The following is a 23863-nucleotide window of genomic DNA, read 5'->3' as shown; positions in this document are numbered from 1 at the left end:
AGATAGTACGATCTTTATAACTTTGTTAAAGCAAAACAAACCACATGTCATCAATTGTTAAAAGAGAATCGGCCTTCGAGAATATTCCTTCCATTAAGGCTAAAACTTTAAGAATTAATCTAAACCCCGATATCTACGGCACTTTTGCCGAAATTGGTGCAGGACAGGAAACAGCACGTCACTTCTTCCGCTCTGGCGGTGCATCTGGAACTATTGCAAAGGCAATGAGTGCCTACGATAAAGATTTTAGTGATGCCATTTACGGTACCGAAAGGGACGGTAGATACGTGACCCAAGCACGACTTAAAACCATGCTTTCCTACGAAATGTCGCTGATGGAAGAGCGTATTAGCAGGAAAAAACATCCAGAAAGATTGTTCTTCTCTTATTCCAACACTGTAGCTACCATTGATTTTTCCAAAAGGTATAAAGGGCACGGATGGATAGGGATACGATATCAATTAGACCCCAAGCAAAAGGAATTTGATGAAATTGTCCTCCATATTCGATTTAAACAGAACGAAGCGAGATTACAACAAGAAACACTGGGCATACTTGGGGTAAACCTCATTTATGGTGCTTTTTACAAGTATCATAAACCTAGGAAAATGCTAAAATATCTTTATGACCATATTGATAAAGATACCTTAGAAATAGACATGATAAATTTCTCGGGACCTAACTTTAAGGATGTAGATAATAGGTTGATGAGTTTGCAGCTGATAAGAAATGATATGACGGATGCCGTCATGTTTGGTCCAGATGGTAATAATCTATTACCCGCGGCAGTACTTTACAAGAAAAATATTCTTGCTTTGCGTGGTAGTTTTAGACCGGTTACCAAGGTCAACCTGGACATGTTTCAAAAATCGTATGACATTTTTGTACGCGATCCTCAGGTAGAACAAGATAATACCATCGTAATATTTGAAATTACATTGTCTAACCTTAAGGCGTCTGGTGAGATAGACGAACAGGATTTTATGGGTAGAGCAGAACTATTGTGTTCGCTTGGCCACTCGGTAATGATTTCAAAATTCCAGGAGTATTACAAGTTGGTAGAGTATTTTAACAATTATACCAAAAATAGAATTGGCCTTACTATGGGCGTGAACAATCTTATAGATATTTTTGATGAAAAGTACTATCGCCATCTAAGTGGCGGTATTCTAGAGGCCTTTGGAAAATTGTTCTTTAAAGATTTACAGGTATACCTGTATCCAATGAAAAATCCGGATACCGGGCAGGTAATGACTAGTAACAATGTAAAGGTGCATCCAAGAATGAAAGAGCTTTACAAGTTCTTTAAGTACAACGGTAAAGTGATGGACATAATAGATTACGACCCGGAGATTATGCATATTTTCTCTAGGGAGGTACTTAAAAGGATTACCAATGATGAGGACGGCTGGGAAGAAATGCTTCCGGAAGGAATTGCGGAAATCATAAAAGAAAAGAAGCTTTTTTCTAAAAAAGAGCTTTTAGAAAAATAATAATAGCTACAAACTAAAATTAAAAAGCCCCTCCATTTGAAGAGGCTCTTTATAGTTTACTCTTCCAATAATTGCGCTGCGTGGTCTTTTGTTTTTACCTTGTCGATAACTTTTGAAACCTTACCTTCTCCATTAACTACAAAGGTTTTTCTGTGAATACCATCGAATTCCTTACCCATAAATTTCTTTGGGCCCCAAACACCAAAGGCATTAATAACCGCATGTTCTTCATCCGCTACTAGCGGAAATGGGAATTCGTATTTGTTTTTAAAATTCGATTGCTTTTTCTGGCTATCCTCACTAACACCTAGCAATTCGTATCCCTGATCTTGTAGGGCTTTATAGTTATCCCTTAGATTACAGGCTTCCGCCGTACACCCTGGCGTATTTGCGCGAGGATAGAAAAAAACAATAAGATTCTTTCCTGAATAATCGGATAAGGCAATAGTATTGCCATCTTGATCTGGTGCAGAAAACGAAGGGACAGTATCCCCTACTTTTAATGTATTCATAGTATATTTATAGTTTAATTACGTTTAACCTTTATTTTGTAAAATTAAACAATAAATGACGAAAGCTGAAAAAGTTGCCTTTACAATTTCAACGCTACAAGAGCTATACCCAGAAATTCCCGTTCCTTTAGACCATAAAGACCCCTACACCCTGCTCATCGCAGTACTTTTATCCGCGCAAAGTACAGATATTCGCGTAAACCAAATTACGCCCCTACTATTTGCGAAAGCAGACAATCCTTATGATATGGTAAAACTTTCGGTAGAAGAAATTCGAGATATTATTAGGCCTGTTGGCCTTTCTCCCATGAAATCTAAAGGTATTTATGGATTATCTAAAATACTGATAGAAAAATATGATGGTATAGTACCTCAGGAACTTGAATTATTAGAAGAGTTTCCTGCTGTAGGACACAAAACGGCAAGCGTAGTGGTCTCTCAGGCATTTGGAATACCTGCTTTTCCGGTAGACACCCATATTCATAGGCTTATGTACCGGTGGGGATTTACGAATGGCAAAAATGTGGTACAGACAGAAAAGGATGCAAAGCGACTTTTTCCTAAAGAAATATGGAATGACCTACACTTGCAAATAATTTGGTATGGACGAGAATATTCCCCAGCAAGGGGTTGGGATTTAGAAAAAGACCTCATTACCAAAACAATAGGCCGAAAGAAAGTGTTGAATGCCTATTATAAAAATAAAAAGACCCGTAATTAACGGGTCTTTTTATTAGTTTAAGAAAGTCTCGAACCTTAAATCTTTGTGCTCAAATTCGTACAACGCCTGTGAATAACTCAACAAAAAATTGATGGTTTTAGTACAGACTTTGTCGAAACCAATTTGTTCTTGGTAATCAGAGTAAATTTTTTCCATATTTCTAGTATTGTTACATTTAAATAACGCAACAAAAAAAGAAATATTGTTTTAGCTAACCTTTGTCCAATTTAATTGGTGAGAACGATATTATTTTTTTCTATTATTTTTCTCATGTTAATTAACGCATATCGCATTCTACCTAGCGCAGTATTTATACTAACGCCCGTATTTTCAGATATTTCCTTAAAACTCATATCCTTATAAATCCGCATTAATAGTACTTCTTTTTGATCATCCGGAAGTTCCTCTATCAAGTGACGCAAATCTGAATCTATTTGATCTTTGATCAATTGTTTCTCGGCATTTAACTTATCGTCACCAATAACGGAAAAGATATTGAAGTCATCATTACCTTCGAACATGGGCATTCTCTTGTTCTTTCTAAAATGATCAATAATCAAGTTATGTGAGATACGCATAACCCAAGGAAGAAATTTACCTTCTTCACTATAGCGACCTTTTTTAAGGGTCCTAATGACCTTAATAAACGTATCTTGAAAGATATCTTCTGTAATATCCCTATCCAACACCTTAGAATAGATAAAACTTGTAATTCTTTGGTTGTGTCTGTTAATTAATACAGAAAGTGCTTTTTCGTCACCGCTGATATAATCTCTTACTAATTCTGAATCATCAATTTGTAGTTCCATACGAGTTACTTTCTTTTTAGGTTTAACGATTTGGGAATCTGTTAATAGTTAGTTATTTAATTCTGAAGTAAAACTAGAGAAAACCTACCCTGTGCAAAAAAGTATGTTGTCAAACCCTCCTTTTATGATGTGAAACAACGAATATTTAATTTTTATACAATAAATGGATATATAGATAGTTGTGTGGGAAACCTGAGACAAGGGTTGTCTCCATTGTAAATAATTACAGTTTAGTAATTGGGAATAACAAAATAGGGTAAAAAAAAGCCCCAGGGATATACTCCTTGGGGCTGTCTTATATGATTAAGCTTGAAATTTAGTTTAAGTTACTTTCGAATTCTATACCCTTTGCTTCGGTAATTTTTAAAGATTTGGAGTACGCTAACAAAAAATCTACTGTTTCAGGTTTTGCCTTTAGCAGGGTACACTTATCTTTTTTCTTAGAGTAAATTTTCTCCATGATGCTTTTCGTTTTGGTTCAATAGTAGAACGGCAATCAGTTAAAAATAGTAGATCCACTCGACCTGTGGTAAATTAATTCGTTAAAACTATATTATTGGCCTCTACTAGCTTTCTTAAGTTGATCAATGCGTATCTCATTCTACCCAATGCCGTATTTATGCTTACACCTGTATTATCAGATATTTCCTTAAAACTCATATCCTTATATAGGCGCATGTGCAATACCTCCTGTTGATCCTCTGGAAGTTCCTTTATCAAATTCAACAAATCGGAATCAATCTGGTTTTTTATCAATTGCTTTTCTGCATTCAAGCCATCATCGTTCATCATTGCAAAAATATTATAGCTTTCCGTAGCATTGAACATGGGCATTCTATTGTTTTTCCTAAAATGATCTATAATTAGGTTGTGGGCTATACGCATAACCCAAGGCAAAAACTTACCTTCTTCGTTGTAGGCACCTCGTTTTAAGGTACGTATTACTTTAATAAAGGTATCCTGAAAAATATCCTCAGTTAATTCCCGATCGCTTACCTTGGAATAAATAAAACCGGTAAGGCGGGAATTATGCCGATTGATAAGAACTGCCATAGCTCTTTCGTCTCCTTGTATATAATGACTTACTAGTTGGGAATCTTCGATTTGCACTTCCATAACTTTACTTTTGCGTATTAAACGTATCCCATTTCTATAAAATGAGTAGTTTGAGGTTAAATTCTTACGTTAAAAAGTAAAAGTGCGCTATAGGCGTATCGAATGTTTATTGAAAGTCAAAGATACTAAAAAATTGATATTCTAAAAATTATGTGAAAATAATCGATGAACTGCAACATCTATATCTATTGAGTTCCTATTAAAAAGAGCTTAGTGTATCTTTGTAACCTTATTTAAAAATATGCCCAATCTAATAGAAGTAAACCCCAAGGAGAATATTATAATCAAGGGTGCAAAACTGCACAATCTAAAGAACATTGATGTGGTTATTCCCAGAAACAAACTGGTAGTGATTACAGGTCTTTCGGGTTCTGGAAAATCCAGCTTGGCTTTTGACACCCTTTATGCTGAAGGACAACGGCGCTATGTCGAAAGTCTTTCTTCCTACGCACGGCAATTTTTGGGAAAGTTGGATAAACCTAAGGTAGATTATATAAAAGGTATAGCTCCTGCCATTGCAATTGAGCAAAAGGTAAATTCTACCAACCCAAGGTCTACGGTAGGCACAACCACCGAAATATATGATTATATAAAATTACTGTATGCCCGAATCGGTAAAACATTTTCCCCTGTTTCTGGCAAGCAAGTAAAAAAGGACACGGTTAGCGATGTTATTGAACATGTAAAAACCTTTACCGAAAACACCAAGCTCCTTCTTTTGGCACCCATTACCATCCGGGAAGATCGCGACACAAAAAAATCCCTGGAGTTGTTTTCCAAACAGGGATATGCACGTATCAAATATGATGACAAGGTAATTAGAATAGATCAGGCACCGGAAACTATAGGCAAAGAGTTCTACTTGGTCATAGATAGAATCATAACCAAAGATGACGAAGATTTCTATAACAGACTGGCAAATGCTGTGGATACTGCTTTTTTTGAAGGAAAGGGAAAGTGTATTATCGAAACTCTAGATGATACCCAACAAACGTACTTCAGTAATACGTTTGAACTGGACGGTATGCTCTTCTTGGAACCCAATGTGCACTTGTTCAGTTTCAACAATCCTTACGGCGCTTGTCCAAAATGCGAAGGATATGGCGACGTAATCGGCATTGATGAGGATTTGGTGATTCCCAACACTGCATTATCCATTTATGAAAACGCGGTTTTCCCGTGGCGGGGAGATAGTATGGGCTGGTACAGAGACCAACTCGTAAACTCGGCCTATAAATTCGATTTTCCAATTCATAAACCTTGGTTTGAACTAACCGAGACACAACAAAAACAGGTTTGGGACGGTAATTCCCATTTTATTGGATTACATAAGTTCTTTGCTACCCTAGAGGAAAAGAGCTATAAAATCCAGAATAGGGTGATGCTCTCAAGATATAGAGGCAAGACCAAATGCAACACCTGTAACGGTAGACGATTACGCCCAGAAACAGACTACGTAAAAGTAGGTGACAAATCTATTTCTGAGCTGGTAGGCCTATCCATCGAAAAATTGATAATCTATTTTGGAGAACTAGCGTTAAGCGATAACGACACTATTATAGCAAAACGGTTACTAACAGAAATAAATACCAGACTTGGATTTTTAGATAAAGTAGGACTTAATTACCTCACATTGAACCGAAAATCCAATACCTTATCCGGTGGTGAGAGTCAGCGTATAAACCTTGCTACCTCATTGGGCAGCAGCTTAGTAGGATCTATGTACATTTTGGACGAGCCAAGTATCGGACTTCATCCCAAGGATACCGAAAACCTCATAGACGTGTTAATTTCATTACGAAATCTAGGAAATACGGTGATTGTGGTTGAACATGACGAAGATATTATGAAAGCTGCGGATACCGTTATAGATATTGGACCTGAAGCAGGAACACACGGCGGAGAAGTAGTAGCACAAGGAACACTAAGCGAAATACTGAAATCCAATTCGCTGACGGCAAGCTATCTTAATGGTACCATGGAAATTAAAATCCCAAAAGAAAGACGTACCTCAAAAAACCATATTCAAATTATAGGCTGTAGAGAAAACAACTTAAGAAATATTAATGTAACCTTTCCTTTGGATATGCTTACGGTTGTTACCGGAGTTTCAGGTAGCGGAAAAAGTACCTTGGTTAAAAAGTTATTATATCCAATTATACTAAAGGAGGTAGGTGGTTATGGCGAAAAAGCGGGACAGTATAGCTCCATAACTGGCAAATACAAGCACATTAAACATGTAGAGTTTGTAGATCAAAATCCTATCGGGAGATCGTCGCGTTCCAACCCGGTTACCTATATAAAGGCCTATGACGACATTCGTAACCTATTCGCTAATCAAAAACTAAGTAAAATTAGAAACTACCAGCCCAAGCATTTTTCCTTTAATGTAGATGGCGGAAGATGCGAAAAATGCAAAGGCGAAGGTGAAATTACCGTAGAAATGCAATTCATGGCAGATGTGCATTTAGAATGTGATACTTGCGGTGGCAAACGCTTTAAAAAAGAGGTGCTGGAAGTAACCTTCAACAATGCGAATATCGATGATATACTTAGTATGACCATTGATAATGCCATTGCGTTCTTTGAGACAGGAGCACAAACTAAAATCGTTTCGAAGTTAAAACCGCTACAAGATGTTGGATTAGGTTATGTAACCTTGGGCCAGTCATCCTCTACGCTATCCGGTGGAGAAGCGCAGCGAATTAAATTGGCATCCTTTCTTGTAAAAGGAACTACAAAAGACAAAGCACTGTTCATTTTTGACGAACCTACAACCGGATTGCATTTTCACGATATTCAAAAACTATTAAAATCTTTTAACGCCCTTATCAAAAAAGGACATTCCGTTATCGTCATTGAACACAATGTTGAATTAATAAAATGCGCCGACTATATTATTGACCTTGGTCCTGGTGGTGGTGAAAATGGTGGCGAGTTGTTGGCCGAAGGAACGCCCGAGGAAGTAGTTAAAAACAAAAAGTCCTTTACTGCGAAATATTTGAAAGAGAAATTATAATGCAAAAACAACTAGTATCGGTTTCTTGGTTAAAAGAGAATAGCAACAATCCAAAACTGGTACTATTGGATGCTACAATACCTGAAGTAACAGAAAACATTGTTTCTGCCACTAACCCTGTTATTGCCGGTTCTCGCTTCTTCGATTTGAAAACCATATTCTCAGCTACGGATGCGCTTTTTCCTAATACCATCCCTTCCCCAAAACAGTTTGAAGAAGGCTGTCGCAAGGTAGGCATTAACTCAAATTCCTTCGTTGTTGTTTATGATGCCAAAGGAATTTACTCTAGCCCAAGGGCATGGTTTCTGTTTAAAGCAATGGGACATGATACCGTAGCCGTATTGGACGGCGGACTTCCAGAATGGATAAAACATGGGGGAAAGTGCACAGCAATATACAAGAAAGACTATTTACAAGGAAATTTTACAGCGAATTTTGACCCCACTCGATTAAAAGATGCCCAAGCCGTTTTGGAGAATATTGAAACGGGGGCTTATCTTGTGATAGATGCTCGTAGTAAGGAACGCTTTTTAGGCAATGTTTCCGAACCAAGAGCACACCTAAAAAGAGGCCATATACCCAAATCTATCAATCTGCCCTTTACGGACCTACTAAAGAACGGCAAATTTAGACCTCTAAAGGAACTTAAAGAAATTTTCGAGAATGTATCCTTAACCAATAACCCTTTAGTTTTTTCATGCGGTTCGGGCATTACGGCATGCATCCTTTTATTTGCCGCTACCTTGGTTTTAAAAAATGAACTTTTTCTCTACGACGGATCTTGGTCGGAATGGGGAGAGGGCGACACCTATCCCATAGAAGGATAAAAAAGGAGCTATTTTAAAAATCAACCGTTTCACCTTACCAAATACCATATTTTTCAAATTTATAATTAATTGATTTACAGTACTATAAATATATATTTAAATTTTTGGCACGCGGTTTGCACTAAGGTAATCGGAAAGTAAATAGTTACTTCCAGAATACACCTACCAAGTAGTAGGTCATTAAAACCTTATATTATGAAAAAGTTCGTACTTATTATCGCAGCGGTACTTTTTGGAACAGCAATGGCCAAAGCCGCAACAGCTGAGAATAAGGTTGCTAACGTCAACCTTAATGCTGGAAATTCATTCATTTTTGTAGAAAATGGAGTAACCTTTTCCGTATTCCCGGATGGCGAATTCGATTTTTATGTAGATAACAGATTGAACGTTGGTGTAGGAGGACAAATTGGAAATGTTGGCGTCACCTTTAATTCAGGATTTGATTACAACCCTTATGTACAGTTCGATGATTTTGGAGCTGTAATCCAAGTTGAAAATGTACCTATATTTTATGACTTTTATGGTCGTGTAAATCAAATCGGTTCAGTTAATTTAAACTTTAACAATGGTTTTGTGAATAGAATTGGTGGGATGAACATATTTTACAACCGAGGTGCTTTTAGCCACTTCAATGGTTTTATCAATATACATAACAGGCGCTATATCTACCGTCCTTTTCATAGATGGTTTGCCAGACCCGCAATTGGATTCTTTAACGTATGGCATACACCATACAGACAATTTTATAGCCCAATTAGATATACTTGGTACAGACCTTACAGACATAATGTAAGAAGGGCCTATGCACAGATTGGTAGAGAACATAGATATAACAGGGTAAGACGTGAAAGATCTACTATCTACAGAAATGATAGACGAGTAGCTGTTAGAAACAATGGTACAAGAGCAAACAGAAATGTTGTAAATAGAAATAATACCAATAGCCGTAGAACGGTAGCTAAGCGAAGTACTGGATTGCGTAACAGCAGAACCGTAGCTTCAAACAGCACGACGCGTTCTAACAGAAATTCGAACGTAGGGAACAGAACAGCTACGGTAAAACGAAGTACAACTACTGTAAATCGTGGAAACAATAGGGCTACTGCGGTAAAAAGAAGCAAGGCTACAACTCGCAGTAACAACAGTTCTGTAAGAAACAACCAAGGGAGAACGGTTACCAAAACATCGGTTACCAGAACCCCTAGGAGTAAAACCGTTTCTAGAACTACGAAAACGTATAACAAGCCCGCTTCGAGAAGCACCACTTCACGGAGCTCCAACAGAAGTGCAACGTCTAGATCGGTTAATAAAGCACCTTCTAGAACAAGAAGTACGGTGAATAGAAGTAAAAGTTCTAGATCAGTGAACAAGGCTCCTGCTAGAAGTTCTTCTAGGTCTACTGCGACTAAAAGTAGAAGTAGTAATAGTAGAAGACAGTAATAAGACAGACGCTGAAACGAGTTCAGTATAACGATAGTTTTTAGGTTGGTTAGTTGTTTAGCCCCGAAATGGATAAATCCATTTCGGGGCTTTTTTTAGTCCTCTCCCAAATCCTCTCCAGAGGAGAGGGGACGACTTATGTATATTTTTATCTTTCTCCTTACCATATATCCCTTAACTACTTATGAACTATCCCAATGCAGAACAATCGAGGTATAAAACAGGAAAAATTAACAATTTAGCAAACCATCTGTTGTCAAAATTTCCTCAAATACATCTAATGCAGAGCATCGCAGAATTCTAATAATTTAATTTTCGACAAAAAGTACGTTTGAGAATGAATATAACAAGGTTCTATTTTTGGCATAAATTTTATTAATATTCGGACATAATCTCCCTACTTGAGAGGGATTAAGGAAGGTCATTTTTTATTCTTTAGCACAACATTTGTACCTTTTAAATCAAATCAATTTTCGGTAATGCCAGTAATGAAATATCGGTAAACTAGAGCAGTGGAAACAATTTCAAAAACTTTTTGGGCAACTCACTCTGCACAAGCACAATAGCTTCAGTTATAGGATGAATGAATTCCAATGCGTAAGCATGAAGATACAGTCCCTTCCCTTTTAAGATTAAACCTTCTTTTCCGTAGTCCACATCTCCTAGGATTGGATTTCCAATAAATGCCAAATGCTTTCTAAGTTGATGTCTTCTGCCTGTTTTGGGTTGTAGTTTTACCAAGTTCAAGCATCCAAAACGATTAGAGCTAACGGTTTGCAATACTTCATAGTAGGATACGGACCCTTTACCATCTATAGTAGCTTCTACCCTTCCGTTTGGTTGCATCTTACCTATGGCAATTGCGTAATAGATTTTTTGTATCTGTTTGGCTTCAAATAACTGACTGAGTTTTATAATAGCGGAACTCGTCTTACCAATCAAAAGTGTCCCGGTAGTAGGGTAATCCAATCGATGCACGGGTTGAGGAACAACAGCGTCAAAAGCAGAACTTTTTTTCAGGTTTTGTTCCAAGCCCTTCCCTACGGTCAAAAAGCGATTGCCGCTTACAGTTATTCCCGCTGGTTTTTGAATAACGGCCAAATAATCGTCTTCGTAAAGCACTTTTAAAACTAGCCGAACTTCTCTTGTTTTCTTTGCCGTTACAGTCTGTTTTAGCTGGATGTGTTCTCCTCCTGTAATATATGTAGCAGTTGTACCAATTTTGCCATCCACTAAAAGCAACTGTTTTTTTAATACTTTTTTTAAGGCCGATTTTGTCGAAATCAAATGAAAAATACCAACTCCATATTCTTGTAAACGAATAGGTGTTTTCTGTTCCACGGCGATATGCGATGCTATAACCCTCAGATTACTTCTTTAAGAACTTGGAAAGTACACCATATACATCCTCGGAGATTTTGAAGCGGTAGAGTATCCCTGTGTACATTGCGGTAATAAGCATACTTTTTAAGAGTATATTAATAATCGGATGAAATTCGAATTGAAACGAAAAAAAAAGCACCCCTACCACAAGTAACAATGCCAATACTTTTACCGTTTCCGTCGTAAAGGGCGATATTTGATACTTGGACTTTACGTAATACAACTTTAAGGAGTTATAAATAAAAAATGCCGAAAAACTAGCTATTGCTGCTCCATTAATACCGTACGTTGGTATTAACCATATATTAAAACCAACGGCCATCACCGCAAGTAAGACGCCAAAAAACAGAATAGAACGGTAGTAGTCCGAATTGTAAAGTATAGAATTATTATTTCCCAAAAGGGCATCGAACACCTTAACGAGACCGATCCAGAATACAATCATAAATCCGCCTGTATAACCGTCGGGCAGGAGTTCGTATAAATCCTCCAGATTCAATAAAATTAATAAAAACAATAGACCGGCTATTATAAACAAGGTCAAGGAACTTTTTTGGTATAATTGTTTGAGAGAAACCGTATCGTTTTTATTCAAAAGCTCGGCCGTCATAGGATATGTAATCTGATGCATGGCACGTGCAGGGACTGCTATCGTTGAGGCTATAAACCCGGCTACACCGTAATACGCCACATTTTCCAACTTTAAAAAATTGTTCAACATTACCTTATCTACCTCCATGAGTACAATAGCCGTAGAACCTCCTAAAATAATAAGTCCGCTATACGCTATAATACCTTTCCAATTAGCAGGAAACGAAAACTGTATTTTAGGCATTCGAAGCTTGTAGGCATAAAGTTTCATAATAAGCATCCGCAACAGATAAAAGCCCACTAACATATTTATAAAGCCTTCGATATCTATATGATCAAAATACAACAGCAGTAACAAAACCGACTGACCCAACCTACAGAAAACCTCCTTTAAAAAATTACCGAAAACAGACTTCATTCGTATGCGGGCCCATGCATAAAACACCTCAAAGTACGCCATTGCCATACCTGCAAAGAATATATGCCATACATACTCACGGACTATAGGATTTTTATTGGACACTAGGTTTCCTATGGCCTCATTTGCAAAATAACTTAATAGCGCAATGGGAAGTATAAAGAGCATGGGCAGCAAAAGCATCATAGTCAAAAAACCTTCTTGTTCCTTTTCCGAATTAAAACTACTATAAAACTTTACTAAAGCATTTGGAACTCCAAACGCAAGAATGGGCATTAAAACAGTTGCTATGGATAAGACTACCTGTACCAGACCATAGTGGTCTGCCTGCATAAAATTGGTATATAAGAACAACGTATTTACCGCTCCAATAGCAAAGCCGATGTAGGTGATTATGGTGTTATTTAAAGATTGTTTTAGTATAATGCCCATTAGATAAACTCCGCTAGTTGTCGTGTAAGTTCGCGCCTACTGTATTTATCCACATGTACGGAAGACACCTTTAAATCTTGCTTTTCGTATTGATGAAACCAATTTAAAAGTACATTTTTAAGATCAGCATGAGAAGTATATTCAAAAATAGCACCCGTTTTGGTATGCGACACTATACTTGCAACCTCCCAATCCTTGGGTCCAACCCCTAAAATAGGGCGACCTGATGCCATATATTCAAATAATTTACCGGGAATGATTCCTCTTGTTTCTGGAGAATCTATTTCTGCCAATAGTAAGACTTGCGATCTTTGTTGATACCTTAGGGCTTCCTCATGGCTTACGTAACCTATCACATCCAAATGTAATTCTAAACCATGTGCCTTTATATGTTCCAGAACATCTTTACTGATAACACCTATAAATTGCAAACAAAGTGCTTTCCGGAATGCTTCGTTCTCTTTTATCAGTTCTGATAATACTTGCCACAAATTTTCGGGATTTCTGCCACTGAGCATAGAACCAATATGAGAAATAGTAAATTTTTTATTTAAAGCTAACTTTATCGGTTTTACGATATCGTAACCGTTCGTTATTACTTTAATGGGTTTATTGGTGAGCTTACGAAACTCCTTCTTCGTTGTTTGGCTGGTAACCATTATTTTATCGGCCGTTGTTAACACCAAGGCTTCAAGTTCTTTGTGTCTGCTTTTTGCCCAAGGGGTCAATTTTAGTTTTTTATGATACCCAATGGAAGTCCAAGGATCTCTAAAGTCGGCCATCCATTGTACTTTATTATGTTGTTTTAAAAAATGTCCTATTAAGTGCACGCTATGCGGCGGACCTGTGGTGATAATAGTATCAATAGCCTCTTTTTGTAAAATACTGTGAAGAAATTCTACCGATGGGCGTACCCAATATTTACGCGCATCTGGGATAAAAAAATTGCCTCGAATCCACAACAATAGTTTTTCTGTAAAAGACTGGTTTGTTGATTGAATAATTCCAGAGCTTATACGTTTGGTTTTTTTACTCGCAAGCACATTGGCAAACCTGTAAGGTTCAAAAATAGGCTGCTTATAAATGGTAATATTATCTGGGACTTCGTTTAAAAAAGTGTTGTCGGTCATTGGGTAATGTGGGTTCTCGGGTACATAAACCACGGGCTCCAAATTAAACTCCCTAAGATATTTAACAAATTTTAACCACCGCTGTACTCCAGGACCTCCCGCAGGTGGCCAATAATAAGCTATAATGAGTACTTTTTTCATTACTATTCACCCTCCTTCCTAGCTTTCCAAAACGTAAAGCCTATACCTCCCAATAAAACAAGACATAAAATAATAGTACTTGCCAAAGTTATCTGACTCCCAAGCTGCACTACTTTAGGCTCAAACTTAAATTCTATCGTGTGGCTGCCCTCTGGTATTTTTAAAGCGCGTAATACATAATTCACTTTAAAATGGTCTAATAGTTTACCATCAATATAAGCGTTCCATCCATTGGCGTAATACATCTCTGAAAAAACTGCTACCCCAGCATTGGAATTTTTTGATTCATACGTAAGATGATTGGGCTCATAATCTATAAGAGAAATACGAGCAGTGGAATCCACTTGATAATCGAATCTATTTATATTTTTAAATACTTCTGAATTAACAACGGCAATGTTACGGGTATCCAAACTATCTAATGCCCTAATTTCGGCATCTGCTGAGGATACCTGCCTTAATTCTTTAACAAACCAAGCATTACCATTGGCATTGGGGTTTTCGATGGGAAAGGTATTACCCTCTTCATCTTGTTGCACCACGTATTTTACGTTTAACATGTTTAAAATGGATAAGTTGCCGTTGTATACATGATAATCGAACAAATCCTGCATTCCTGCAGGTTTGGCTGCATGGTAACCTGTTATCGTATTATGAAAATAGGCCGTTTTTGCAGAATTGAAACCATCCGTTTGATCAAAGACCCGAAAAATTCCATCGTCTTTTAAAATCTCCTTATCCGCTGAAGTGGTTTGAAATGGCTGTAACATTTGTCGTTTAGAAACAAAATTATCGCTGTTTACATACCTGAGATTTACGCCTACCAAATCGAAAACGATTAGAGCACCGATCGCAATTATGGCCAAGTTTGGTTTCAATTTCTCTTTGATCAGGAACCAGAGCAAAACCGCTGCAAAAAGCACATATCCTAAAGAACGTAATAAATCACTGGTGTAAACCGCTTTCCGATCTAATCGTAGCATTTCGGGCAGTTCTTCCAGACCGGTCATTCGCAAGTTATCGTCTGCCAGACCAATAAAGTCGAACATCCCTTTGAATACAAAAAGCAGAACTCCCAATCCAAGAACAACCGCAGAGGCGAGTTTTAAGGAGCTCAACTTATCTTTTACATCAACCTTACTAGATAATATTTTCTTTAAGGCAATGATGGCTAAAATAGGCATACACAATTCCAAGATAACTTGTATAGAAGATACGGCTCTAAACTTATCATAGAGCGGAAAGTAATCGATCATAAAATCGGTTACGATACTAAAATTCTTTCCCCAAGACAACACAAGTGATAACAATGACCCAAAAAGAAGCCACCATTTATGCTTGCCACGAACCAAAAATAGGCCCAGAACGAATAAGAAAAATACCACCGCACCTATGTAAGCGGGGCCGGAGACTATGGGCTGATCTCCCCAATACAGTGGAATGCCGGAAACGAAATCCAAGGCACTACTCCTAGGCAATCCTTTATCTATCAAATACTTAAAAGATTTAGAATCTTCCCCTAAGTTTTCCTGGCTCGCACCACCAAACAGTCGTGGTACGAACAAGTTCAGGGATTCTGAAATACCGTAACTCCATTGGGTAATATACTCCTTACTTAATCCTCCGATATTTTCCTTTACCGTGCCGTCCGGATTAATGGTAAGTTCACTTTTACCCCTGGTACTCCAATCTGCATATTCTTTAGTAGCCATTAACCCGGTTGCGTTAGCTGCAATCCCGAGACCTACGGCAAACAATAACAAGCCTACGGAAAGGAAATAATGTTTTAATTCTTTCCGTTTTATGGCGTCTATTAGGTATACAACACCCAAAACCAATACCAGCAAGCCAAAATAATAGGTCATTTGATAGTGGTTGGCAACAATTTCCAAGGCCATGGCTAGTGCAGTAAGCAGAAAGCCCCATAAATATTTTTTGCGAAATACTAAAATTATACCCGCTAGCAATATGGGTAAATAGCCCATTGCATGCGCCTTTGCGTTATGACCTGCACCAATGATGATTATCATATACGTAGAAAAACCAAAAGCGAGGGCACCAACTATCGCCAGTTTATAATCTATCCTTAAACAACACAAGAGAATATAAAATCCTATAAAATAAAGAAACAAGTAATCTGCAGGCCTTGGTAGTGTCCGTATTAAACGATCTAATTGCTTAATATAATTGTGCGGGTAGTTGGCTCCTAATTGATAGGTAGGCATGCCTCCAAAGGCACTATTGGTCCAATAGGGTTCGGCATCGTTCTTCTTTCGAAAATCATTCTGCTCTTTGGCCATGCCCGTATATTGGGCTATATCGTGCTGGTAAATAACCTTTCCCTGCAGCACAGGGTGGAAATACACCAGCGCTACTAAAATAAAAAAAACGGTTACAAAAAAATGGGTGAAAAAGAATCTTAAACCTTTCTTCATGTGCCGGATGGTGGTTGGTTACGTAAAGATAACTAGTCTACTTCTTCAAAATCTATATACTCGCCTACTTTTTCGCTATCCATCTTTCGTTTGGTAGATTTTTTCTTGATAATTACATCACCTACCTGCTCATCTTTTGAACTTTGTGCTTCACTAAAACCCTCAAAAGCCTGTTTAAAATGGGATTCAGTTTTCTTTGCTGCGTAGTTTATTATTTTGGGCGCAAACATCTTGGCCAAGATTTTAAGCAAATAGTAGCCCAAGAGGATAAATAAAATTGTTTTTAAAAATGCCATTTAATTAATTCCTTATATATCAAAAATACAATTATCACGTTGTAATACTAGATTGTAAAGTATTAAAATAATTATAAAGTCCTATTCATGGGTATTGCTACATACATCAAAAGTATTATTGGACAGCTTTCTTTTTTGTTTCTATTTACAACGGCGACTGTCACAGGTCAGTATACCGATGTAATAAATTCCAACCGTCCAGGGCTCTCCGTAAGTGCCTATGCCGTAGGTAAAAATGTGGTCCAAATGGAAATGGGTGTTTTCTACGAACAACAAGATCACGGACTTTTAAACACACAATCGGACATCTGGGGAACGGATATTTCATTGCGATACGGTCTCCTTTTTGAACGATTAGAACTAAACTACGAAGGCACCTTTCAACATCAAGATATCCTTTTCAACAATTTTGACATCAATGAAACCCGAACCGATTTTCAGAGAAACAGACTAGGCCTTAAATTTTTAATCTACGATCCCTTTAAAAATCCAGAGCGAAACAAACCTAATTTGTACAGCTGGCGAGCCAACAATAAGTTTCAGTTTAAAAACTTATTGCCAGCCGTATCTCTTTATGCAGGGGCGAATTTTGTTTTAGGGGACAATCCTTTTTATCCTGGAGAGGCACAGATTTCTCCGCGTGCCATGATAGCCACACAGAGCAAATTAACACCTAGAATGGTATTGATTACCAATACTGCCTATGACCGTATTGGAACGGAATTTCCAGAGCTGAATTATCTTATCTCCATTTCGCATGCGTTTAGAAATCCCAAATGGAGTGTTTTTGTAGAACACCAAGGCATACAAAGCGATCGCTATTCCGACCTATTGTTGAGAAGTGGTATTGCCTACCTTATAAACGAAGGCTTACAAGTAGACATGAACCTAGGAGCAAGCTTTAAAAATACGCCTTCCCGTGTTTTTATGAGTCTAGGTGGCTCTTACCGGTTTGATTTTCACCAAGACAAATTAGTAGCTATTGAAGACCAAGCAGCGGACGAAAATGGCGGAGAGATTAAAAAGGACGCCATGAAGATGGAAAAGAATGGAAAAAAGAAAAAAAATAGAGGTAGCGGTGCTGAGGATATAGACTTAGGCCCTTCTAAAAAGCAGCTGCGAAAACTAAAAAAAGCACAAAAAAAGAAAAAAGACGGTAACGGGGAAATAGAATTTTAGGTTTTACCTTTGTACGGGCTGGGTACTTTTTATTCTTTTAAATTAAATTTATATTCCTAATATTGGTGATTCTAAAACCGATAGATGATTGTAATTAAAGAGGCTACCTCACAAAAAGACCTTAAAAAATTCGTAACCTTTCCTTTTTCACTTTACAAGGACAATAAATACTGGGTCCCTCCTATTATTAATGATGAGTTAGAAAGTTTTGACAAAACTAAAAATCCAGTTTTCAAAGATGCGGATGCACAATTTTTCTTGGCCTTCAAAAATAATCGAATAGTAGGCAGAGTTGCAGCAATCGTGAATCATTTAGAGGTTAACCAACAAAACGTAAAAAAGATGCGATTTGGATGGTTCGATTTTGAAGACGATTTAACCATATCGGAAGCATTGCTCCAAAAAGTCGCAGAAATTGGTTCGAAAAATAACCTGGAGTTTATGGAAGGTCCTGTGGGTTTTTCCAATTTAGACAAGGTAGGTGTCCTTGTAGATGGTTTTGATCATATTGGCACCATGATCACCTGGTATAATCACTCGTACTATAAAGATCACTTAGAACAATTTGGCTTTACTCCGGAAAAAGAATACTTAGAACATAAGTTTCCCGAAAAAAATGCAGATCCCAAGCATTTTGTCCGCGTCAATGAACTCATAAAAAAAAGATACGAACTTCGCCCTTTAAACTTTAACAAAACGAAAGATGTAATGCCTTGGGCTGATAAGATGTTTGACCTTTTTAATGAGTCATACGCTTCACTTTCCTCGTTCGTGCCTATTACAGACATTCAAAAAGCTTATTTTAAAAAGAAATACATCAGTTTTATCAACCCGGAATACATCAAATTCGTGGTTGACAAGGAAGATGCTCTCGTGGCCTTTGCTATTGTAATGCCTTCTTTTTCAGAGGCGTTACAAAAAGCTAAAGGAAAACTATTCCCTTTTGGTATTTTTCATTTGCTACAAGCCAGAAAGCATAGTAAGGATGTTATTTTTTACCTAATCGGCATACAACCAGCGTACCAAAACAAAGGGGTTACAGCCATAATTTTCAATGAATACAGCAAAACTTTTAAAGAAAAGAAAATAGAAATGTGCTACCGTACCCCAGAGTTGGCCGATAATACGGCTATCCAACAAATATGGAAACATTTTGGTCCTGTTGTTTACAAAAGAAGGCGTACCTACCGAAAACCGCTATAATTCATAAAAAATGCCCGAACAATGAAAACTGATCGGACATTTTTTAATTTTTCATAGTATGTTACTCTCCCATTGCCGCCGCAACTGCAGCAGAAAGTCTTTTATACGTGCCGTTTTCCAATCGTTCTCTAATAGCAGAAAAAGCAGTTAATGTCTCGGTAATATCTTCCATAGTGTGGGTTGCCGTTGGAATCATACGTAAGAGTATTAATCCCTTGGGAATAACCGGATATACAACTATGGAACAGAATATACCGTAATTCTCACGTAGGTCCTTTACCAACGCCATGGCTTCGGGAATGCTACCGTTCAAATAAACGGGAGTGACACAACTTGTCGTTGTGCCAATGTCAAATCCTTTTTCTTTAAGTCCGTTTTGCAATGCATTTACATTTTCCCAAAGTTTTGCTTTTAGCTCTGGCTGAGTACGAAGCATATCTAAACGCTTTAAGGCTCCCTTAACATAAACCATAGGTAATGACTTCGCGAACATTTGCGAACGAAGATTGTATTTTAAATAATCGATAATTTCCTTATCAGCCGCCAAAAAAGCACCGATACTTGCCATGGATTTGGCAAATGTTGCAAAATAAACGTCAATGTCATCCTGTATGCCTTGCTCCTGACCAGCTCCAGCGCCTGTTTCCCCTAAGGTTCCAAAACCATGAGCATCATCGACCAAAAATCTAAAATTATACTTTTTCTTTAACGCAACTATTTCTTTTAGTTTTCCTTGCTGTCCTCGCATTCCAAAAACTCCTTCGGAAATCACTAGGATTCCACCGCCTGTTTGCTCTGCCATCTTAGCGGCACGCTCCAGGTTCACCTCCAAGCTCTCAATATCGTTATGTTTGAAGGTAAAACGTTTGCCCATGTGCAAACGTACACCATCTATAATACAGGCGTGGCAGTCTACATCATATACAATAATATCGTCCTTAGAAACTAACGCATCGATTGCGGACATAATTCCTTGATACCCGAAATTCAACAAATAAGCAGATTCCTTGTTTACAAACTCTGCACACTCCTGCTCCAACTGCTCATGGAATTCTGTATGGCCACTCATCATTCTGGCACCCATAGGATACGCAGAACCATATTCCGCAGCAGTATCACCATCAACTTTTTTGACTTCTGGCAAATTCGCCAATCCTAAATAGTCGTTGATGCTCCATGTAATTACCTCTTTTCCTTGGAATTTCATCCTATTAGAAATCGGTCCTTCTAATTTTGGAAACACAAAATAACCTTCTGCTTGTGAAGCCCATTTTCCTAAAGGGCCTTTATTTTCTATAATTCTATCAAATAAGTCTCTCATCGCCTAAATTTGGTTCTACCGGCAAAAGTAAATATTTTTAAGAAGCATTCATAACTTAATTACGAGATACAAAAAAAGTGGGCTATTGACCCACTTTAAAATCTTATTAAAATACTGTTACTTTATAAACTGTATTTCTTGGGTTTCCTCAACCGGGGTTGTATTCATAAAGCCCTGGTCCTCCATCCATTGATCACTATAAATCTTACTCATATATCTAGACCCGTGATCTGGAAAAATAACAACGACAATACTATCTTTAGTAAACTCGCCCCTTTCATTCAATTGTTTTAAAGCTTGCATGGCGGCACCACTTGTATAACCTACGAACATCCCTTCCGTTCTGGAGACTTCCCTTGCTGTGTGGGCGCTTTCCGCATCTGTAACCTTGATAAACTTATCTATTATCTGAAAATCTGTTGCACCAGGAATCAAGTTTTTTCCTAGACCTTCGATACGATAGGGATAAATTTCCTTTTCATCCAGCTTTCCGGTTTCATGATATTTTTTCAATACAGAACCAAAAGCATCTACTCCTATAACCTTGATATCCGGATTTTGTTCTTTTAAGAAACGTGCTGTTCCAGAAATGGTTCCCCCAGTTCCGCTACACGCCACCAAATGCGTAATCTGGCCACCGGTTTGCTCCCAAATCTCCGGTCCTGTAGACTTGTAGTGTGCGGCAATGTTAAGTTCGTTAAAATATTGGTTGATATAAATAGAACCTTTCGTCTCGTTGTGCAGCCGTTTGGCAACCTCATAATAGGAACGTGGATCATCTGCACTCACATGAGCCGGACAAACATATACTTTTGCCCCCATAGAACGCAGCATATCTATTTTATCCTTGGATGACTTTGAGCTAACGGCCAAAATACAATCGTATCCTTTAATAATACTAGCCATCGCTATACTGAAGCCCGTATTGCCAGAAGTAGTTTCTATAATCGTACTGCCCTCGGTTAGGATGCCTTTACGCTCGGCCTCTTCGATAATATGTAACGCGATACGATCCTTTGCAGAGTGTCCTGGATTAAAAGCTTCTACTTTTGCATAAAAATCACCATCAAAACCTTTGGTCACTTTTTTTAATTTAACCAGCGGTGTATTTCCTACCAGTTCCAAGATATTATTATATGCCTTTATCTCTTTTTTCATAAGGGAAATCCTGATGTTTTATAGGCCTAGCAATTCTTTTATATTGATAAATCCTAAGGGACAAAGTTACTATATTTTTTCTATTATGATATTTTACCTTCCAAATCTAACAGAAAAGCAAACTCTTTGGCAACCTCCTTAAGGGCTTCAAACCTCCCAGAGGCTCCACCGTGCCCTGCCTCCATATTTATATCAAGTAAAAGTAAATTGTCACTAGTCTTCCGTTCTCGTAGTTTAGCTACCCATTTAGCGGGCTCAAAATATTGTACTTGAGAATCGTGTAATCCCGAAGTAACCAACATATTTGGATAAGACTGTTCAACCACATTATCGTAGGGTGAATAGGACTTCATATACTCGTAATAGTCTTTTAAGTTCGGATTACCCCATTCATCATACTCGCCAGTTGTTAATGGGATTGAATCGTCTAACATCGTCGTTACGACATCTACAAACGGAACGGCCGCAATGACACCATGGTATAGCAAGGGTTCCATATTAACAATAACTCCCATCAACAACCCACCTGCTGAACCGCCGCTGGCATATAAATGCCGGTTACTCGTCATTTTTTTTTCTATTAAAAAGGTAGAGCAATCTATAAAATCTGTAAACGTATTTTTCTTGTTGAACAACTTACCGTCTTCGTACCAAGGCCTTCCCAAATATTCGCCACCACGAATATGCGCTATCGCATAAACAAAACCACGGTCCAACAAACTCAAACGAACCGTAGAAAAATAAGGGTCTATCGTAGCGCCGTAAGAACCATAGGCATATTGTAACAAGGGTGTATCCTCGCCTAAAGCAGTATCTTTATGGTATACTAGTGAAATAGGAATCTTTGCACCATCCCTGGCCGTGGCCCAAACACGCTCCTCCTTATAATTTTCCTTAATAAAAAGTCCTCCCAAAACTTCTTGTTCTTTCTTTACATCCTTTTCCTTGGTACGCATGTTAAAATCAATAACCGAACTCGGGGTAGTAAGAGAATTATAACCGTATCTAAGTATTTCAGTATTAAAATCGGGATTTGCGTCGACGTAGGAAGTATAAGTTTCACTTTCGAAAGGGAGGTAATACGAATCCGCACCGTCCCACCTTGTTATTTTTATGCGGTTGAGTCCATTTTCCCTTTCAGATAACACATAATACTCCTTGAAAATATCAATATCCTCTAGCAACACCATTTCTCTATGCGGAATAAATTCTTTCCAATTAGAGGCAGCGGTGTTCTCCTCACCTACTTTCATCAATTTAAAATTAGTGGCTCCGTCCTTGTTGGTTAAAATGTAAAAATCCTCTTCATAATGAAAGATGGTATATTCTAAACCGCGCTCCCGAGGCGCAAACATTTTAAATTGTCCATCAGGCTCATCCGTAGATAAAATCTGAAATTCGGAAGTTAGGGTACTGAAACTGCCAATGACCAAATATTTTTTTGATTTGGTTCGATACACAAATGTGCTAAAAGTGTCGTCCTTTTCCTCAAACACCAAAACATCCTCATCTGGCGGTGTTCCTAATATATGTTTGTATATTTTGTCCGAACGTAGCGTAACCGGGTCCTTTTTTGTATAAAACAAAGTGCTGTTGTCATTGGCCCAGACACCACCACCTGTGGTATTTTCAATTTCTTCTGCATATACTTTTCCGGATTTTAAGTTTTTGATGCGCAAGGTATATTGCCTTCTAGAAACAGTATCCACGCCATAAGCCGCCAATTCGTTATTGGGGCTCACAGCTATTCCTCCCAGTTTAAAGTAATCGTGTCCTTTGGCCATTTCGTTACCGTTGAAAATAATTTCTTCGGTGGCTTCCAAAGTTTCCTTACATCTAGAATACACAGGATATTCCATTCCTATCTCATATCGTGTTTTATACCAGTATCCGTTGGATTTATAGGGCACCGAAGCGTCGTCCTCCTTAATTCTACCCTTCATCTCTTTAAAGAGTTCTTCCTGAAACGTTTTGGTATGTGCCGTAAGTGTATCGTAATATGCTTTCTCTTGATGTAAATAATCTAGTACCTCAGCGTTTTCCCTATCCTTTAGCCAGTAATAATTATCCAAGCGAACGTCTCCATGCTTTTCTAGTCTTGCGGTTATTTTTTTTGCCAATGGAGGATTTATCTTAATCATTTTCTCTTTTCTATTTTGGTCACGGATGCAAAAATAACGCTAAATCCCTTCTGGTTTTGACACTAATCTTGATTTAATGGAATGATGAACTATTACGG

19 protein-coding genes are annotated in these 23863 nt (G+C 37.9%); 7 read left to right on the top strand and 12 right to left on the bottom strand.

Translation table 11 applies throughout. The features are described 5' to 3' along the window. Window positions 1-44 precede the first annotated feature (44 nt). On the top strand, window positions 45-1493 hold the full coding sequence (locus MS6x_RS17865; RefSeq protein ID WP_482604001.1) for a TonB-dependent receptor: 1449 nt from the start codon (window positions 45-47) through the stop codon (window positions 1491-1493). Between the two features lie 56 nt (window positions 1494-1549). Here the strand turns inward: MS6x_RS17865 and bcp are convergent, their stop codons facing one another. Further along, window positions 1550-2005 carry a thioredoxin-dependent thiol peroxidase gene (bcp, locus tag MS6x_RS17860; protein WP_482603999.1) on the bottom strand — a complete coding sequence of 152 codons (456 nt, stop codon included), beginning with the start codon at window positions 2003-2005 and terminating at the stop codon, window positions 1550-1552. Between the two features lie 55 nt (window positions 2006-2060). Here bcp and MS6x_RS17855 point away from each other — a divergent pair, with 55 nt between their 5' ends. After that, window positions 2061-2726 carry an endonuclease III domain-containing protein gene (locus tag MS6x_RS17855; protein ID WP_482603998.1) on the top strand — a complete coding sequence of 222 codons (666 nt, stop codon included), beginning with the start codon at window positions 2061-2063 and terminating at the stop codon, window positions 2724-2726. Window positions 2727-2953: 227 nt separating this feature from the next. Here MS6x_RS17855 and MS6x_RS17850 read toward each other — a convergent pair whose 3' ends face one another. The 3 genes from MS6x_RS17850 to MS6x_RS17840 form a co-directional block, all read right to left on the bottom strand. Then, window positions 2954-3535, bottom strand: a complete 582-nt coding sequence (locus MS6x_RS17850; RefSeq protein WP_482603996.1) for an RNA polymerase sigma factor — start codon at window positions 3533-3535, stop codon at window positions 2954-2956. A 316-nt stretch (window positions 3536-3851) separates the two neighbouring features. Next, window positions 3852-3995: a hypothetical protein gene (locus MS6x_RS17845; protein ID WP_482603994.1), complete on the bottom strand. Its 144-nt coding sequence runs from the start codon at window positions 3993-3995 to the stop codon at window positions 3852-3854. Between the two features lie 74 nt (window positions 3996-4069). Then, window positions 4070-4651, bottom strand: a complete 582-nt coding sequence (locus MS6x_RS17840; protein WP_482603992.1) for an RNA polymerase sigma factor — start codon at window positions 4649-4651, stop codon at window positions 4070-4072. 241 nt (window positions 4652-4892) lie between these two features. On the opposite strand from MS6x_RS17840, the gene uvrA reads away from it, so the two are divergent. The 3 genes from uvrA (at window position 4893) to MS6x_RS17825 (ending at window position 9937) form a co-directional block, all read left to right on the top strand. Continuing rightward, entirely contained in the window at window positions 4893-7670 is a 2778-nt protein-coding gene (gene uvrA, locus MS6x_RS17835; RefSeq protein ID WP_482603991.1) for an excinuclease ABC subunit UvrA, read from the top strand. Next, complete coding sequence (locus MS6x_RS17830) at window positions 7670-8497, top strand: sulfurtransferase (protein ID WP_482603989.1); 828 nt, start codon at window positions 7670-7672, stop codon at window positions 8495-8497. Before uvrA ends, MS6x_RS17830 begins: the two co-directional genes overlap by 1 nt. 195 nt (window positions 8498-8692) lie before the next feature. Further along, window positions 8693-9937, top strand: coding sequence for a hypothetical protein (locus MS6x_RS17825; protein ID WP_482603987.1), 1245 nt, complete (start codon window positions 8693-8695; stop codon window positions 9935-9937). 504 nt (window positions 9938-10441) lie between these two features. Here the strand turns inward: MS6x_RS17825 and MS6x_RS17820 are convergent. Genes MS6x_RS17820 through MS6x_RS17800 form a run of 5 tightly spaced genes read right to left on the bottom strand, consistent with a single transcriptional unit; the run spans window position 10442 to window position 16763 of the window. Continuing rightward, window positions 10442-11278, bottom strand: coding sequence for an RluA family pseudouridine synthase (locus MS6x_RS17820; protein WP_482603985.1), 837 nt, complete (start codon window positions 11276-11278; stop codon window positions 10442-10444). Window positions 11279-11306: 28 nt separating this feature from the next. Continuing rightward, the gene (locus tag MS6x_RS17815; RefSeq protein WP_482603983.1) at window positions 11307-12761 is read right to left on the bottom strand and encodes a lipopolysaccharide biosynthesis protein; all 1455 of its coding nucleotides are present in this window, start codon (window positions 12759-12761) and stop codon (window positions 11307-11309) included. Continuing rightward, a complete protein-coding gene (locus MS6x_RS17810; protein ID WP_482603981.1) occupies window positions 12761-14032 on the bottom strand; it encodes a glycosyltransferase family 4 protein in 1272 nt (423 codons plus the stop codon). Before MS6x_RS17810 ends, MS6x_RS17815 begins: the two co-directional genes overlap by 1 nt. Before the next feature lie 2 nt (window positions 14033-14034). Continuing rightward, window positions 14035-16467, bottom strand: coding sequence for a YfhO family protein (locus MS6x_RS17805; RefSeq protein ID WP_482603979.1), 2433 nt, complete (start codon window positions 16465-16467; stop codon window positions 14035-14037). A gap of 32 nt (window positions 16468-16499) precedes the next feature. Beyond that, a complete protein-coding gene (locus MS6x_RS17800; protein ID WP_482603977.1) occupies window positions 16500-16763 on the bottom strand; it encodes a DUF4834 family protein in 264 nt (87 codons plus the stop codon). A gap of 87 nt (window positions 16764-16850) precedes the next feature. On the opposite strand from MS6x_RS17800, the gene MS6x_RS17795 reads away from it, so the two are divergent. Both MS6x_RS17795 and MS6x_RS17790 read left to right on the top strand, forming a co-directional pair. Beyond that, entirely contained in the window at window positions 16851-17942 is a 1092-nt protein-coding gene (locus MS6x_RS17795) for a transporter (RefSeq protein WP_482603975.1), read from the top strand. Between the two features lie 84 nt (window positions 17943-18026). Continuing rightward, window positions 18027-19145 carry a GTP cyclohydrolase gene (locus MS6x_RS17790; protein ID WP_482603974.1) on the top strand — a complete coding sequence of 373 codons (1119 nt, stop codon included), beginning with the start codon at window positions 18027-18029 and terminating at the stop codon, window positions 19143-19145. Between the two features lie 61 nt (window positions 19146-19206). Here MS6x_RS17790 and capB read toward each other — a convergent pair whose 3' ends face one another. The 3 genes from capB to MS6x_RS17775 form a co-directional block, all read right to left on the bottom strand. Beyond that, window positions 19207-20466, bottom strand: a complete 1260-nt coding sequence (capB, locus tag MS6x_RS17785) for a cysteate-C-fatty acyltransferase (RefSeq protein ID WP_482603973.1) — start codon at window positions 20464-20466, stop codon at window positions 19207-19209. Between the two features lie 117 nt (window positions 20467-20583). Then, window positions 20584-21624, bottom strand: a complete 1041-nt coding sequence (gene capA, locus MS6x_RS17780) for a cysteate synthase (protein ID WP_482603971.1) — start codon at window positions 21622-21624, stop codon at window positions 20584-20586. Between the two features lie 83 nt (window positions 21625-21707). Further along, window positions 21708-23765, bottom strand: coding sequence for a S9 family peptidase (locus MS6x_RS17775; protein WP_482603969.1), 2058 nt, complete (start codon window positions 23763-23765; stop codon window positions 21708-21710). Window positions 23766-23863: the final 98 nt, after the last annotated feature.

The sequence above is a fragment of the Maribacter sp. MS6 genome (assembly GCF_056839185.1).
This window is presented reverse-complemented; position numbering and strand designations above follow the sequence as displayed.

Bases quoted from the DNA above. Each gene is read 5' to 3' on its own strand.
- MS6x_RS17865 (WP_482604001.1), top strand. From the start codon at position 45: ATGTCATCAATTGTTAAAAGAGAATCGGCCTTCGAGAATATTCCTTCC.
- bcp (WP_482603999.1), bottom strand. From the start codon at position 2,005: ATGAATACATTAAAAGTAGGGGATACTGTCCCTTCGTTTTCTGCACCA.
- MS6x_RS17855 (WP_482603998.1), top strand. From the start codon at position 2,061: ATGACGAAAGCTGAAAAAGTTGCCTTTACAATTTCAACGCTACAAGAG.
- MS6x_RS17850 (WP_482603996.1), bottom strand. From the start codon at position 3,535: ATGGAACTACAAATTGATGATTCAGAATTAGTAAGAGATTATATCAGC.
- MS6x_RS17845 (WP_482603994.1), bottom strand. From the start codon at position 3,995: ATGGAGAAAATTTACTCTAAGAAAAAAGATAAGTGTACCCTGCTAAAG.
- MS6x_RS17840 (WP_482603992.1), bottom strand. From the start codon at position 4,651: ATGGAAGTGCAAATCGAAGATTCCCAACTAGTAAGTCATTATATACAA.
- uvrA (WP_482603991.1), top strand. From the start codon at position 4,893: ATGCCCAATCTAATAGAAGTAAACCCCAAGGAGAATATTATAATCAAG.
- MS6x_RS17830 (WP_482603989.1), top strand. From the start codon at position 7,670: ATGCAAAAACAACTAGTATCGGTTTCTTGGTTAAAAGAGAATAGCAAC.
- MS6x_RS17825 (WP_482603987.1), top strand. From the start codon at position 8,693: ATGAAAAAGTTCGTACTTATTATCGCAGCGGTACTTTTTGGAACAGCA.
- MS6x_RS17815 (WP_482603983.1), bottom strand. From the start codon at position 12,761: ATGGGCATTATACTAAAACAATCTTTAAATAACACCATAATCACCTAC.
- MS6x_RS17810 (WP_482603981.1), bottom strand. From the start codon at position 14,032: ATGAAAAAAGTACTCATTATAGCTTATTATTGGCCACCTGCGGGAGGT.
- MS6x_RS17805 (WP_482603979.1), bottom strand. From the start codon at position 16,467: ATGAAGAAAGGTTTAAGATTCTTTTTCACCCATTTTTTTGTAACCGTT.
- MS6x_RS17800 (WP_482603977.1), bottom strand. From the start codon at position 16,763: ATGGCATTTTTAAAAACAATTTTATTTATCCTCTTGGGCTACTATTTG.
- MS6x_RS17795 (WP_482603975.1), top strand. From the start codon at position 16,851: ATGGGTATTGCTACATACATCAAAAGTATTATTGGACAGCTTTCTTTT.
- MS6x_RS17790 (WP_482603974.1), top strand. From the start codon at position 18,027: ATGATTGTAATTAAAGAGGCTACCTCACAAAAAGACCTTAAAAAATTC.
- capB (WP_482603973.1), bottom strand. From the start codon at position 20,466: ATGAGAGACTTATTTGATAGAATTATAGAAAATAAAGGCCCTTTAGGA.
- capA (WP_482603971.1), bottom strand. From the start codon at position 21,624: ATGAAAAAAGAGATAAAGGCATATAATAATATCTTGGAACTGGTAGGA.
- MS6x_RS17775 (WP_482603969.1), bottom strand. From the start codon at position 23,765: ATGATTAAGATAAATCCTCCATTGGCAAAAAAAATAACCGCAAGACTA.